The 13,228-nt window shown below is 63.0% G+C and carries 15 protein-coding genes and 1 other RNA gene; 8 read left to right on the top strand and 8 right to left on the bottom strand.

Annotated features, from left to right (window positions below):
* Window positions 1–17: 17 nt before the first annotated feature.
* Window positions 18–632 carry a LysE family translocator gene (locus ATY76_RS03190; protein ID WP_088673309.1) on the bottom strand — a complete coding sequence of 205 codons (615 nt, stop codon included), beginning with the start codon at window positions 630–632 and terminating at the stop codon, window positions 18–20.
* A gap of 97 nt (window positions 633–729) precedes the next feature.
* Between ATY76_RS03190 and ATY76_RS03185 the strand changes: the two genes are divergently transcribed.
* The gene (locus ATY76_RS03185; RefSeq protein WP_088673741.1) at window positions 730–2,211 is read left to right on the top strand and encodes a PLP-dependent aminotransferase family protein; all 1,482 of its coding nucleotides are present in this window, start codon (window positions 730–732) and stop codon (window positions 2,209–2,211) included.
* A gap of 22 nt (window positions 2,212–2,233) precedes the next feature.
* Here ATY76_RS03185 and ATY76_RS03180 read toward each other — a convergent pair whose 3' ends face one another.
* The gene (locus ATY76_RS03180; RefSeq protein WP_088673308.1) at window positions 2,234–3,043 is read right to left on the bottom strand and encodes a pirin family protein; all 810 of its coding nucleotides are present in this window, start codon (window positions 3,041–3,043) and stop codon (window positions 2,234–2,236) included.
* 95 nt (window positions 3,044–3,138) lie between these two features.
* Between ATY76_RS03180 and ATY76_RS03175 the strand changes: the two genes are divergently transcribed.
* Window positions 3,139–3,819 carry a hypothetical protein gene (locus ATY76_RS03175; RefSeq protein WP_088673307.1) on the top strand — a complete coding sequence of 227 codons (681 nt, stop codon included), beginning with the start codon at window positions 3,139–3,141 and terminating at the stop codon, window positions 3,817–3,819.
* A gap of 15 nt (window positions 3,820–3,834) precedes the next feature.
* Here ATY76_RS03175 and miaA read toward each other — a convergent pair whose 3' ends face one another.
* Complete coding sequence (gene miaA / locus ATY76_RS03170) at window positions 3,835–4,731, bottom strand: tRNA (adenosine(37)-N6)-dimethylallyltransferase MiaA (protein WP_190233575.1); 897 nt, start codon at window positions 4,729–4,731, stop codon at window positions 3,835–3,837.
* On the opposite strand from miaA, the gene serB reads away from it, so the two are divergent.
* Together serB and ATY76_RS03160 are read left to right on the top strand one after the other, a co-directional pair.
* Window positions 4,730–5,620, top strand: a complete 891-nt coding sequence (gene serB, locus ATY76_RS03165) for a phosphoserine phosphatase SerB (RefSeq protein WP_088673305.1) — start codon at window positions 4,730–4,732, stop codon at window positions 5,618–5,620. The genes miaA and serB overlap by 2 nt on opposite strands.
* A 26-nt stretch (window positions 5,621–5,646) precedes the next feature.
* Window positions 5,647–5,844, top strand: a complete 198-nt coding sequence (locus ATY76_RS03160) for a hypothetical protein (protein WP_088673304.1) — start codon at window positions 5,647–5,649, stop codon at window positions 5,842–5,844.
* Between the two features lie 180 nt (window positions 5,845–6,024).
* Here ATY76_RS03160 and ATY76_RS03155 read toward each other — a convergent pair whose 3' ends face one another.
* The 5 genes from ATY76_RS03155 to ATY76_RS03135 all read right to left on the bottom strand — a co-directional run bounded on the left by ATY76_RS03155 (window position 6,025) and on the right by ATY76_RS03135 (window position 11,471).
* A complete protein-coding gene (locus ATY76_RS03155; RefSeq protein ID WP_088673303.1) occupies window positions 6,025–7,728 on the bottom strand; it encodes a Do family serine endopeptidase in 1,704 nt (567 codons plus the stop codon).
* A gap of 203 nt (window positions 7,729–7,931) precedes the next feature.
* Window positions 7,932–8,891, bottom strand: coding sequence for a protease modulator HflC (locus tag ATY76_RS03150; RefSeq protein ID WP_088673302.1), 960 nt, complete (start codon window positions 8,889–8,891; stop codon window positions 7,932–7,934).
* Between the two features lie 5 nt (window positions 8,892–8,896).
* Window positions 8,897–9,994, bottom strand: a complete 1,098-nt coding sequence (hflK, locus tag ATY76_RS03145; RefSeq protein ID WP_088673301.1) for an FtsH protease activity modulator HflK — start codon at window positions 9,992–9,994, stop codon at window positions 8,897–8,899.
* Window positions 9,995–10,144: 150 nt separating this feature from the next.
* On the bottom strand, window positions 10,145–10,663 hold the full coding sequence (locus ATY76_RS03140) for a dihydrofolate reductase (protein WP_088673300.1): 519 nt from the start codon (window positions 10,661–10,663) through the stop codon (window positions 10,145–10,147).
* Between the two features lie 13 nt (window positions 10,664–10,676).
* Window positions 10,677–11,471, bottom strand: coding sequence for a thymidylate synthase (locus ATY76_RS03135; RefSeq protein ID WP_088673299.1), 795 nt, complete (start codon window positions 11,469–11,471; stop codon window positions 10,677–10,679).
* A 111-nt stretch (window positions 11,472–11,582) separates the two neighbouring features.
* Here ATY76_RS03135 and ssrA point away from each other — a divergent pair.
* The 4 genes from ssrA to ATY76_RS03115 all read left to right on the top strand — a co-directional run bounded on the left by ssrA (window position 11,583) and on the right by ATY76_RS03115 (window position 13,157).
* Window positions 11,583–11,945: a transfer-messenger RNA gene (gene ssrA, locus ATY76_RS03130) on the top strand.
* A 126-nt stretch (window positions 11,946–12,071) separates the two neighbouring features.
* A complete protein-coding gene (locus ATY76_RS03125) occupies window positions 12,072–12,584 on the top strand; it encodes an SspB family protein (RefSeq protein ID WP_088673298.1) in 513 nt (170 codons plus the stop codon).
* A gap of 49 nt (window positions 12,585–12,633) precedes the next feature.
* The gene (locus ATY76_RS03120) at window positions 12,634–12,828 is read left to right on the top strand and encodes a DUF4169 family protein (RefSeq protein WP_088673297.1); all 195 of its coding nucleotides are present in this window, start codon (window positions 12,634–12,636) and stop codon (window positions 12,826–12,828) included.
* 107 nt (window positions 12,829–12,935) lie between these two features.
* Window positions 12,936–13,157 carry a ribbon-helix-helix domain-containing protein gene (locus ATY76_RS03115; RefSeq protein ID WP_088673296.1) on the top strand — a complete coding sequence of 74 codons (222 nt, stop codon included), beginning with the start codon at window positions 12,936–12,938 and terminating at the stop codon, window positions 13,155–13,157.
* Window positions 13,158–13,228 lie beyond the last annotated feature (71 nt).

Here is a 13,228-nt window from a genome sequence, read left to right as displayed (position 1 = left end):
GATGCGATCCTGAACAATCAGTGGGAGAACAGCAGGCGCGATCCGGCGCCCGCGAAGAAGACGGCGAGACTGACCTCGATCCAGCGCCGCGCCCGGGCATAGGCGCGCACCATCGGCGCGGTCGAAAAGAGCAGCGCATAGCCGGCGAATATCGTGATCCCCAGAAGCACGCAGCCGCCGAAGGCCGTGACGGCCATTTCAGGCGAAGCGCCGGGCTTGAGGCCGAGCGACATGATCGCGACCCAGCCGAGAACCGCTTTCGGATTGCCGAGATGCATCAGGATCCCGCGCCGATAAAGCGCGACGAGCGGGACGGCGGGCCGCACGACCTCGCCCGCCGTCACCTCAGAAGTGATGGCCGAGCGGGCCGCTTTCCAGGCGAGCCAGAGCAGGTAGACGCCGCCGGCGAGCTTGACGACGAGCAGCGCATGGACATAGCTCACAAGCAGCGTCGAGATCCCGGTGACCGCGATCAGCCCCCAGCATGTCGACATGGTGATGACGCCTGCGGCAAGCGCGAGCGCCGGCCGGCGCCCCCGGCTCATCGCCACGTTCATGATGGCCATGTTGCTTGGCCCCGGACTGCCTGCCGCGATGATATAGGCGATATAGACGACGAGAAGATCCTGCATGACCATTTTCCAGAAGCTGCCGATATGCTTCCTTCTCTTGGAAAAATGGTTCATCATGAAGCTCCATTTTCAAGAATATAGATGGACCATTTTCACGATGTCCAAGCGGCGCAGCACCATCGAAATCCCCTCGCTCCAGGCGATCGGTCGAACCGCCAATATCAGCCGCCAACTCGCGCAGGCCCTCAGAAGCGCCATTGCCCGTGGCGAGCTGAGATCAGGCGAGCGCCTCCCCTCGACGCGCACCCTTGCGGCTTCCCTGAAGATCGCCCGCGGCACCGTCGTCGACGTTTTCGATCAACTGACCGCCGAGGGCTACCTCGAAGCAAGAATCGGCGCCGGAACGCGTGTCGCCGCCGCCCTGATGGATGCTGCTCCGGCGCTGCCGCCCACACCCGTGCCGCCAATTGCCGAGGCCATCGACTTGCCCGCCCCGGCTGCGCGGCTGATCGCCGCCGCCCGCGCGCTCACCCCGCACCCGCCCGTTCCCTTCGCCATCGCGGTGCCGGCCGCCGGCATTGCGCCCGACGACAACTGGCGCCGTCTTAGCAATCGCGTGCGCGCCTCGAAAGAGGCGGCTCCCGCGGGCTATCACGATCCGATGGGCTTGCTCGAACTGCGCATCGCCATAGCCGACCATGTCCGCCGCGCCCGGGCGGTTCATTGCGAACCGGGCCAGGTGATCGTCACATCGGGCACCCAGCAGGGTCTCTACATGGCCGGTCGCGTGCTGCTGTCGCGCGACGATCCCGTCTGGGCCGAGGATCCGGCCTATCCCGGGCTCACTGCCGTGCTCGACGATCTCGGCCTGCGCACGCACCGCATTCCCGTCGATGCGCAGGGAATGAACGTTGAGCGCGGCCTGGAACTCTGCCCGCAGGCGCGCGCCGCCTTCGTGACGCCATCGCACCAATATCCGGTCGGCATGCCGCTCAGCATGGCGCGGCGCAACGCCCTGATCGGCTGGGCCGTCCAGAACCGCGCCTGGATCGTCGAGGACGACTACGACAGCGAACTGCGCTACGCCGGGCACCCCTTCCCGTCGATGCAGGGCCTCCGCCCTTCACGCGTCGTCTATCTCGGCACCTTCAGCAAGGTGCTCTTTCCCTCGCTGCGCCTCGGTTATGTCATCGTCCCTCCGGCGCTTGCGGAAGCCTTCGCCGGGGCGCGCGCCATTCTCGACCGGCATTCGCCGACCACCGAGCAACATGTCCTCGCCGCCTATATGAAGGAGGGCTATTTCGAAGCCCATATCCGCCGCATCCGCGGCCTCTATGCCGAACGCCGCGCCATCCTGCTCTCCTGCCTGGAGCAGTCCCTGCCCGAGACCTGCCGCATTCAGCCGAGCGACCAGGGCATGCATATTCTCCTGTGGCTCCCCGAAGGGATCGACGACGTGCGGCTCGCAGCCCGCGCCATGTCGGCCGGGATCGCGATTCGCGCCATCTCACCGATGTATGCCGGTCGGCCCGCCCGCCCCGGCCTGATGCTGGGTTTCGGCGGCTTCCCGCCGGACCAGTTGCGGGCGGCGGTCGGTCAATTCGTCAGACTGTTGCGCCTTGAGATGCGCGTGATCTGAAACCGCAGTATGAGCGGAGACTTCACGATCTCCGCCACAGGCGCTGCAACTGCTTCCAGCGTTTCAGGAGACGGAAAACCAAAGGCGGTGGGATCTTCCTGTGATCGCCGATCGTGCCCTGCCTTGTGACCGGAGCCTTCACATCGACCAGAAAAGCGACCATCACGCTTGGAGACGCCGCCTCGACGGTCAATCGCCGATCCTGAAGCAGCAGGCCCTGCTCGGCCTCGCAGAAGGTCTGCCCATCGATAACGACGGAACCGCTGAAGACATAGAAATAGAGATCCCGCTCCGGCTTATTGGGAAGTTCGACGCGAACGCCGGGCTCCAGCCGGATATCGAAGAAATCGACGGCATTGCGCACGAAGAAAGGCGCCGGCCCGCCTTCCGGTCCGACCAGATGTCTCCAGCTGTTCAGCGGCGCCGGTAAAATCGGCCCGTGTTGAATCCTCGGTTCAAGATCGACCGCATTCGGCCGCACCATGATCTGCAGCATGCGCAGAGGCGGATCCGACGTAAACGTCTGCTCCGAATGCCAGAAGCCGCGCCCGGCATTCATCACCGTGAGATGGTCCGCGTCCGTCGTCAACCGGCCGGTGATCTTGTCGTCGTGGCGCATGACGCCGTCAGGCACCCAGGAGATGATTTCATCGTTCCTGTGCTCGTGCATCGCGACGAGGCGTCCGGGATCGAGGAAGGATTCGACCACCATCGCGAGGGCGCCGTGACCGTGATCGCTCGGCCTCGGCTTCAGCCATCCGGGCATGTTGATGCGAATGACGAAGCCTCCCATGTCACGCACGATGAAGCTGCGTTCTCCCTTGAGCAGCATGGCACCCTCCTCGCTTGCAAACACGCCTGTTATAGCCGATCTAATGCGCATTGGCGTTGCGTCGCCGGCGACTGCAGCTTCGAAAGAGGACGATCATGAGATCCATCTTGAACTTCATCATCGTCGCCTGCGCCGGTCTTCTTCTGGCGACGGCCGCCGAAGCCGCCGGCTTCGACTGCAGCAAGGCCAGCCGCGCCGATGAAAAGATCGTCTGCGGCGACAGCGAGCTTTCCCGCCTGGACGAACTTTTCAACGAGCGCTACGCCGCGCAGAAAAAGACATCGACCGGTGACGATCTCGTCCATACCGCTCGCAACTTCCTGGCGGACCGACGCGATTGCGGCAGCGACAGATCGTGCATACTGAGCGCCTATCTCGCCGTCCTCTGGACGATCTCGGCCGACAAGAGCGATTTCATGGGAGGGATTTCCGCCAAGTCCCTGGCCGACAACCGGTCGCCCGAAGCCAAGGCTATCCCCGCGAAAGTCGGCCAATGCGCGGCCACCTCAATCGTCGAGGTCCATCCCCGTCTCGATGGTGATGTGGACTTCGACAGCGGCACGGGCGTCGATTACGCCAATGACGGCTATCAGGTCTCCTATCGTCGCGAGGAGGCGCTGATCGGATCGAAACCCGGCGACCAGGTGACCATGTGCCTGGTCCAAATCGACCGCGATTGCAGCCCCGGCGAGAGCGGCAGACTGTTTCTGGTGACGAACGACCGCACGCGGGAAAGCTGGATTCTGCCCGATGCCCAGCACAAATGCGGCGGCTGAAGGCATGACGATGGGCTAAACCGTCAGGCGCTGCCAGCTGTCGTCCATCTGGTTGCGGAACCACGTCATTTGCCGCTTGGCATATTGCCGCGTTGCCGCCGCCCCCTTCTCCATCACCTCCGCGCGCGTCATCTCGCCCTTCAGCATGGCCGCGATCTGTGAGACGCCGATGGCCTTCATGACCGGTGCCTCGGCGGGCAGGCCGAGCGCAAGCAGCGCCCTCACCTCATCCTCCGCGCCCTGCTGCAGCATCTTTTCGAAACGGCCGTTGATGCGCGCATGCAGCACGGCGCGGTCCGGCAGCACGACGATCTTGCGAGCCTCCTCGGCATCGATCACTTGAGGTCCGGCCCGGCCCTGGAAATCGGCGATCGAGCGCCCCGTTGCCTTCAGCACCTCCAGCGCTCGGACGATGCGCTGCCCGTCCTGGCGGTTGAGGCTCGCCGCCATTGCGGGATCGGCCTCGGCAAGCTCCGCATAGAGCGCGTCCGGCCCCTTCTCCAGCAGTCGCGCCCGCAATTTCTCCCGCAGCGCTTCGGGTACTTCGGGCATGTCGGAGAGGCCGCCGGTCAGCGCCTTGAAGTAAAGCCCGGTGCCGCCGACGAAGACCGGCAGTTGCCCGGCCGCCCTGAGCGCCGGTAGGAGCGCGGTCACATCCCGCAGCCAGGCCCCGGTGGAATAAGCCGCACCCGCCGGCACATGTCCGTAGAGATGATGCGGCACGCCGCCCATCTCCTCCTCCGACGGGCGCGCGGTCAGCACCCGCAGCGTGTCGTAGACCTGCATGCTGTCGGCGTTGATCACCGCGCCGCCGTGACGCTTCGCCAATTCGACGGCGAGCGCGGACTTGCCGCTGGCGGTCGGCCCGGTTATCAGGATCGCGTTCTCTATGCTCAGAAGGTTTTCCATCATGGCCCTCGTTGCCACGCTTGTTGCCAATCCGTCAAATCCTGTCCTGACCCCGGAGATTGCCGAACAAGCGGCCGGGGCCGTGAACGCATCCGGTCTCTACTGGCTGGCCGACGGCGTTGCCTGCGATATCGCGCTGCGCGACGGCACGGACGCTGAGGCGGCCGAGGCCAATCTCCTTGCCGTCATCGCAAGCGCGCCGATCGATCTCGTCATCCAGGAGCAGGACAGCCGCCGCAAGAAGCTGCTGATCGCCGACATGGATTCGACGATGATCGGCCAGGAATGCATCGACGAACTCGCCGCAGAAGTCGGCCTAAAAGAAAAGGTGGCTGACATCACCGCCCGCGCCATGAACGGCGAGATCGCCTTCGAACCGGCGCTGCGTGAGCGTGTCGCTCTCTTGAAAGGCATGCCGATCTCGGTCGTCGACGAGGTCATCGCCAAGCGCATCACGCTGACCCCGGGCGGGCCGGAACTGATCGCTACGATGAAATCAAAGGGCCACTATACCGCCCTCGTCTCCGGCGGCTTCACCGTCTTTACCAGCCGCATCGCCGCCACCCTCGGCTTCGACGAGAACCGCGCCAACACGCTGCTCGAAGAGGGCGGCGTCCTCTCAGGCTTCGTCGCCGAACCGATTCTCGGCAAACAGGCCAAAGTCGATGCCCTGAACGAGATTTCCGCCAGCCTCGGCATTTCGCCGGCGGAAGCGATGGCCGTCGGCGACGGCGCCAACGACCTCGGCATGCTGCAGCTCGCCGGCTCCGGCGTCGCCCTCCACGCCAAGCCCACCGTCGCCGCCCAGGCTAAAATGCGCATCAACCACGCTGACCTGACTGCGCTGCTTTATATCCAGGGGTACAGGAAGACGGATTTTGTGACGGGCTGAATGTTTAATCGTGCTACAGAAAATGAATGAGCAAGAGCACTTTGACTGATGAACAGCTGACGGAACTTCGCGCGTTGGAAGCGCTTGAGGACAAAGATATCGACACCAGCGACATTCCGGAGATAGTGGATAACCGCTGGCGGTTCGCGCGAAAGGACAATTTCTCCGCCGGCTTGTCGAAAGCTCATCGTCTCCGGACGATTACTAAATCACCTCGTCGATGATGGACCATCCGGCGCTATCGAATATGTCGGCATGAAGTTTGACGCGGACGTTTAATCCGACCTCCCTCATCCCTGTGCTTGTCACAGGGATGAGGGAGGAAAGGTGGTGCCCGTCTCTACGTAAACTGCCCTGGTTGAGGGAAGTAGAACCTGTGGCGGCGAAGCCATCGCCGCCGCTCCCTATTCCATAGGGACCGCCACGAAACGCAGATCGCCATTGGCCGATGCGATCATCAGCTGGGCGTTGCGGCGGCCTTCGCGTTTCAGCGCCTGCACCTTGGAGGCCACCGCGTCCGGTGACTTCATGAACTCCTGCGCCACCTCGACGATCACATCGCCGGGCTTCAGGCCCTTTTCGGCAGAAGCGGAGCCGGGCGTCACTTCGGTCACGACGACGCCGTCGACGCTTTCGGCGATGCCGAAGGCCTTGCGCGTTTCGGGGCTGAGCAGCGACAGCGACAGGCCGAGCACGTTCTTCGGCGTGCCTGTATCCGGCGTCGCCTGATCCTGGCCCTGATTCTGGTTGGGCGCATCGGGCGCCGGCTGGACCTGATCGCCCGTATCCGGCTGGTCCATATCGTTGTTCTCGTCAGGATCCGGCGTGATCACGCCGTCCTGCGAACCGCCGGACGCCGCCGCCTGGTCGCTGTCTTCGAGGCGGCCGAGCGTCACCTTGACGGTTTGTTCCTTGCCGTCGCGCAGCACGACGACGTCGACCTGCTTGCCGACGGCACTTTCCGCCACCACGCGCGGAAGATCGCGCATTTCGTTGACGGCCTTGCCGTCGAATTTCAGGATGACGTCGCCCGCCTTGATCGAGCCGTCGTCGACCGGTCCGCCCTTGATAACGCCGGCGACCAGCGCGCCCTTGGCCGTATCAAGCCCGAGGCTGTCGGCGATATCATCGGTCACCGGCTGAATGCGCACGCCGAGCCAGCCGCGCCGCGTCTCGCCATATTCGCGCAGCTGCGCGACGACGCCGGAGGCGAGTTCCGACGGCACCGAGAAGCCGATGCCGATCGAGCCGCCGCTCGGCGAAATGATCGCCGTATTGATGCCGATGACTTCACCCTTCATGTTGAAGAGCGGACCACCGGAATTGCCCTTGTTGATCGCTGCATCCGTCTGAATGAAGTTGTCGTAGGGGCCGGCATTGATGTTGCGGCCACGCCCGGAAATGATGCCGACCGTCACCGAACCGCCGAAGCCGAACGGATTGCCGATCGCCATCACCCAATCGCCGATGCGCATCTCGCTGGAATCGCCGAATTTGACCGCTTTCAGCGGCACCTTCGGCTCGACCTTCAGCACCGAAAGATCGGTCTTCGTATCCGTGCCGATCAGCTTCGCCTTGAGCTTCGAGCCATTGGCGAAATTGACCTCGATATCGTCGGCGCCCTCGATCACGTGATTGTTGGTGACGATATAGCCGGCCGGATCGATGACGAAGCCGGAGCCGAGCGAGCTGACATTGTGGTTGGGGCCTTTGTTACCCTGCTTCTTGTCGAAGAAATCGTTGAAGAATTCCTGGAAAGGCGATCCATCGGGCGCGCGCGGCGCCGGGCCGACGCCCTCGTCGTCCTTCACGTTCTGCGAGGTCGAGATGTTGACGACGGCATCGAGCAGGCCTTCGGCGAGATCGGCGACCGAAGCCGGACCATTGCCCGGCACCGCGGACTGGATCGCCGGAGTCTGCTGCGGCGCGGCAGGAGCCGGAGCGGTCTGCACAGCGGCAGGAGGCGCAGGCGTGGCAACCCCGGGTGCGGCCGCCTCAGGCGCGGTCTGCGCATAAGCAACCCCACTCACGCCGGCCTGGGCCAGGATTGCGGCGCTGGCCAGTAGCGCGAGCGTTCGTCTGAAGGGCGAGCGAGTCGTGGGGGCCATAAGCTTCCTCATAAGGGGGTAAATGCGCACATTGAGCACCAGCATAAGGCGGAATGATGGAGGGCGAAATCACCTTTTCGCGAAATCCCCGTGCAATCCGACGGATCGTCACGAATGCCTGAGCCATCGCTCGTGGAAACTGAAAAGGGCCGGCGCTGAGGCCGGCCCCTTGTCATTTCTGGCGGGGAACGGGTTCCCTATTCTCAATTCGCCGGTTGGGCTGGCGCTGCCGGAGCGGTCGCTCCTGGTGCCGGCGCGGCCGGGTTGGCGGGCGCCTGCTGAGAGGCGCCGGCGGCGTTGTCGAAATAGCGGAAGAATTCCGAATCCGGCGACAGGACGAGCGTCGTGTCCTGCGACGCGAGTGCTGCCGAATAGGCCGCCATCGAGCGATAGAACTCGAAGAAGCCCGGGTCTCTGGAGAAGGCCTCGGCGAAGACGCGGTTGCGTTCGGCATCGCCCTGACCACGCAGGATTTCGGAATCGCGCTGCGCATCCGCCGTGAACTCGACGACCTGGCGGTCGGCGATGGCGCGGCGGCGCTGGCCCTCCTCCGTGCCCTGCGCTCTGAGAAGCTCGGCTTCCGCCAGACGCTCGGCCCGCATGCGGTTGAAGGTGCGCTCGGAAACGTCCTGCGTCAGGTCCGTGCGGCTGATGCGCACATCGTCGAGCGTGATGCCGAGCGTTTCCGCATCGGCCTGCAGCTCGTTGCGCACCTCGAGCATCATGGCCACACGCTCGCGGGAGAGCGCGGCTTCGATGCTGCGAACGCCGTAGACCCGGCGCAAGGCGGAATCGAGACGCGTGCGAAGCCGCGCTTCCGCCGCCTCCCTGTCGCCCGACACCGTTTCGCGGAAGCGGCGCGCGTCGTTGATGCGGTAGATGATGAAGGCATTCACTTCGTAGAATGCGCCGCCTGAAACCTGAACGCGGATATTGTCGAGGTTGAAGCGCAGTTCCTGCTTCGGAACATATTGTACCCGGTCGGCATCGGCGAAGGAGAACGGCAGCTTGAAGTAGATGCCGGGATCGGTCTTGACCGACTGGATTTCACCGAAGCGAACGACGATCGCCTGCTCGCGGGCATTGACCACGAAGATCGAGGAATAAACCGCCACCAGCACGACCGCCAGGAGGATGAGGATAATGGGAAGCCTGTTCGACATGGGTCTCAGCCTCCCTGCTGCTGTTGCTGCGTCGGCCTGCTGATCTCATTGAGAGGCAGATAGGGCACTGCGCCCGCCTTCTGGTCTATGATCACTTTCTTCGAACCCTTCAGAACCTGCTCCATGGTTTCCAGGAACAGCCTCTCCCGCGTTACGTCAGGAGCCTTGGAATATTCGTCGTAGATGGAAACGAAGCGCTGGGCTTCACCTTGCGCCTCCTTGACGATCCGGTCCTTGTAGGCTGCCGCGGCTTCGCGGATGCGGGCTGCATCACCGCGGGCCTGGCCGAGCTTCTGGTTGGCGTACTGGTTCGCCTCTTCGACGAGGCGCTGCTTGTCCTGGTCGGCGCGCTGCACTTCCTCGAAAGCGTCGGCCACGTCACGCGGCGGAGCGACGTCTTCGATCGTCACGCGGTTGATCGCGATGCCGGCGCCGTAGCGGTCCATCGTGTCCTGGATGATGTTGCGCACTTCGGTTTCGATCGGTCCGCGATTGTCGCGGAAGGCATCCTGCGCCGGGCGCCGGCCGACGATCTCGCGCATCGCGCTTTCCGAAACCTGCTGCAGCGTCTCAGCCGGATTTTCGAGGCGGAAGAGATAGGATTTCGGATCGTTGATCGTATAGAGCACCGAGAACTGCACGTTGACGATGTTCTGGTCGCCGGAAAGCATCAGCCCGACCGTCGAGTTGCTGTTGTTGCGGCCGCCGATATTCTGCTGCTGCTCGGTCACCTTGACGATCTCGACCGTGTCGATCGGCCAGACATGGAAATGCAGGCCCGGCATGGAGATTTCCTCCCGCGGCTTGCCGAAGCGCAGTTCGACGCCGCGCTCATCCGGCTGCACGGTGTAGACGCACTGGATCAGCCAGAAAACGGCCACGATCGCCACGACGATGACGGCGACGCCGCCGTTGAAGCCGCCGGGAACGATGCTGCGCAGCTGATCCTGGCCGCGCCGAATGATATCTTCCAGGTCGGGCGGTCCGCCCTTGCCGCCGCCACCGCCGCGCGGGCGGTTCGGCCCCTGGCCCCATGGTCCCTGATTGTTACCGCCGCCGCCGCCCCAAGGGCCGCCGCCGCCATTCTGATTGCTCCAGGGCATCAAAACCTCGTTGTTCGTTAAGTCTTCCCCGCATCCGGGGACCGTGGGGGCCGACCCGGCGGATGCGTTGCGACCGTTATAGGTATCGCCGCACCGGCTTTCAACGCAGCGTGAGAAACTTGGTCAATTTAATTGGAAAATAGTTCGTTTTCAGGTCCGCCGGCGATCGTAGACGACGTAGCGCGTCGCATAGCTGTCCTTTTCGCCGGCCGGCACCTCGATCGTCTCGCCCGCCTGCCAGACGGCGGGATCGACGTCAGGAAATGCCGCATCGCCTTCGAGGTCGGCCTCGACATGCGTGACGCACATCCGGTCGGCAAGGCCGATCGCCTGGGCATAGACCTGCCCGCCGCCGATGATGCAGATCTCGCCGGCCCCGGTTTCGACCGCGATCTTCTCGGCGATCGTGAGCGCGTCGGGCAGCGACTGCGCCATGTCGACATCGGGGCTATCGATCACCACCTGCCTTGATATGACGACGTTCGGCCGCCCCGGCAGCGGCTTGCCGATCGACTCGTACGTCTTGCGGCCCATCACCACGGGCTTGCCCGACGTCAGTGCCTTGAAGCGCTTGAGATCACTCGAAAGCCGCCAGGGCATATCTCCGTCGCGGCCGATGATGCCGTTGCGGGAAACGGCGACGATGATGGTCTTCAGGATGTCGGCCATGGAATGTCCCGGATCAAACGGCGATCGGCGCCTTGATATTGGCGTCGGCCTCATAGCCGACCAGCTCGAAATCCTCGAACTTGAAACCGAAGATATCCTTCACATCGGGGTTGATGCGCATGAAGGGCAGCGGCTTCGGCTGGCGCGTCAGCTGCAGCTTCGCCTGGTCGAAATGGTTGTGGTAGAGATGGGCGTCGCCGAGCGTGTGGACGAAATCGCCGGGTTTGAGCCCCGTCACCTGAGCCACCATCAACGTCAGCAGCGCGTAGGAGGCGATGTTGAAGGGCACGCCGAGGAAGATGTCGGCGGAGCGCTGGTAGAGCTGGCAGGAAAGCTTGCCGTCGGCCACGTAGAACTGGAACAGGCAATGGCAGGGCGGCAGCGCCATCTGGTCCACCTCGGCCGGATTCCAGGCCGAGACGATATGGCGGCGCGAATTCGGATTGTTGACGATGCCTTTGACGAGATTGGCGATCTGGTCGATATGGCCGCCGTCCGGCGCCGGCCAGGAGCGCCACTGGGCGCCGTAGACCGGGCCGAGATCGCCGTTTTCGTCGGCCCATTCGTCCCAGATGGAAACGCCGTTCTCCTTGAGGTAGCCGATGTTCGTCTCGCCCTTCAGGAACCACAGGAGCTCGTGGAAGATCGAGCGCAGATGCAGCTTCTTGGTGGTGAGAACGGGAAAGCCCTCTTCGAGATCGAAGCGCATCTGATAGCCGAAGACCGAGCGCGTGCCGGTGCCGGTGCGGTCGCCCCGGTCGGAGCCCTTTTCCATCACATGGTTGAGGAGATCGAGATATTGCTTCATGTCGCGCTGATTCCGTTTCCCTCAATTTAAGTCTTCAGCGGCGGGACGTCAGCAGCCCGCAGGCGTTTTCCCGCAATTTCTGCAGCGGGAGATAAAGCTTTTGTGACGATTGCCCTTTCCATGCGCAGAGGAAATCACTATATCAACCCTGCCGGCTTTCGGGCCGGCTATGGCGATAAATGAGCGGTGTAATAAACCTATTGGACCCGGGGGCGGTACCCGGCGCCTCCACCAAAAACCGGCGGGCTTGAAGGCCGGCTTTTGATGGGGGCGAAACAGGATCGACAAGGGTGTAAAGATCGTCTTTTTGCTCGGCATTGTACCGCCGTTATCGGGCTAAAATTGTAGTTGCAAACGACAACTATGCGGAAGCTCGTCTCGCTGCTTAATCGCAGTGTGACACTTCAATCAAAGTCCTAGTGGTTCGCACCTCTAGGCGGGGTCCGAAGGCACCTGGCAACAGAAGCCTTCACCTTCTCCCTCCTGACGAAATCATGTATGCTGATCTTAGCGTGACTCGGCTCCGGACTTTCCCAAGGCGCCTGAACGTGGCATATACCTTGTGAAAAGACTTCAGAACCGACGAAAGACAGGAAAAGCATGGGGCAGGATCATATCCGCTACGACATTCTGGCGCAGGATGCACTTCGCGGCGTCATCCGCAAGGTTTTGGCGGAGGTAGCAACGACGGGCCGTCTGCCCGGCGATCACCACTTCTTCATCACCTTCCTCACAGGCGCGGCCGGCGTGCGCATCTCCCAGCATCTGAAGTCGAAATATCCCGAGCAGATGACCATCGTCATCCAGCACCAGTTCTGGGACCTGAAGATCACCGAGACGCATTTCGAGATCGGCCTTTCCTTCTCCGACGTGCCCGAGAAGCTGGTCATCCCGTTCAATGCCATCCGCGGCTTCTACGATCCTTCCGTCAATTTCGAGCTTGAATTCGACGTGCCGCTTGCCGATGGCGAGGAACTGCCCTCCGGCGAAATCACCGCCTATCCGGTCGATGCGGCAGCCAAGTCCGATGACGCGGCGGCAAAGCCCGCCGACGGCGAGGAGAAAAAGCCGGGCTCCGTCGTCTCGCTCGACTCCTTCCGCAAGAAGCAGTGATCTCAAGGGAGGCTCCAGCCTCCCTTTTTCATAAGGAGCCAGGCACCGCATGAGCGCCGAAATCGTCAATCTGCGCCAGTTCCGCAAGAAGCAGGCCCGCTCGGAAAAGGAGAAGCAGGCCGAGCAGAACCGCATCTCCTTCGGCCGCACCAAGACCGAGAAGCAGCTGACCCGCAGCCTGAACGAAAGGGCCGACAAGGCCCATCGCGCCGGCCGCATCGAAACGGATGACGACGGCGCCTGAAACCCTCACGCAGAGCCTGAACAGCCGGAATGGAGTCTGCGATCAGCCACTTAGGCGGCTTCCTTGAATCGATCTGCCAATATCCAACCGGGATGTGAAGCCGCTTCATGATCCGCAAGCATTCGGCGACATTGCACGGCCATCGCACCAGTTTTTCCCTGGAAGATGAGTTCTGGAGCGAACTGAAGACGATTGCCGCAAGCCGTGCGATGCCGCTTGCCGCCCTGATTTCCGAGATCGACGACACCCGTCCGGCCGACAGCAACCTATCCTCGGCGCTGCGGCTCCATGTGCTCGCCTGGCTCAAGCGCGGCGGCACCGAGCCGTGAGGCGCGGCGCTTCTGAAGCGGTGGAACATATGAAAACAAGGGCTTGAAGCCAGTCGCCTGAATCAGTTTCT

This window comes from Rhizobium sp. R339 (assembly GCF_002211395.1).
Lineage (GTDB): Bacteria > Pseudomonadota > Alphaproteobacteria > Rhizobiales > Rhizobiaceae > Rhizobium.
Note: the sequence above shows the minus strand (reverse complement) of the source record. Positions and strands in the feature narration are given on the sequence as shown.